The sequence below is a fragment of the Paenibacillus rhizolycopersici genome (assembly GCF_014947195.2).
In the GTDB taxonomy this organism is placed as follows: Bacteria; Bacillota; Bacilli; order Paenibacillales; family Paenibacillaceae; genus Fontibacillus; species Fontibacillus rhizolycopersici.
The window spans coordinates 1-415 of record NZ_JADCNN020000054.1 but is presented as its reverse complement, the minus strand read 5'-3'; the positions used below and the strand labels follow the sequence as shown (position 1 = coordinate 415).

The following is a 415-nucleotide window of genomic DNA, read 5'->3' as shown; positions in this document are numbered from 1 at the left end:
CGAAGAGGCAGACCAGGGGAACTGAAACATCTAAGTACCCTGAGGAAGAGAAAACAAAAGTGATTCCGTCAGTAGCGGCGAGCGAACGCGGAACAGCCTAAACCAAGGAGCTTGCTCCTTGGGGTTGTGGGACGTCTCACATGGAGTTACAAAGGTTCATATTAGACGAAGAGGTCTGGAAAGGCCCGCCAAAGAAGGTAAAAGCCCTGTAATCGAAAGTGTGGACCCTCCGAGACGGATCCCGAGTAGTGCGGGGCACGTGAAACCCCGTATGAATCTGCCAGGACCATCTGGTAAGGCTAAATACTCCCTAGTGACCGATAGTGAAGCAGTACCGTGAGGGAAAGGTGAAAAGCACCCCGGAAGGGGAGTGAAATAGAACCTGAAACCGTGTGCTTACAAGAAGTCAGAGCCC

The 415-nt window shown here is 52.0% G+C and carries 1 rRNA gene; it reads left to right on the top strand.

Annotation, left to right across the window (positions count from 1 at the left end):
- Positions 1–415 (top strand): 23S ribosomal RNA (locus IM700_RS22990); the annotation flags it as partial.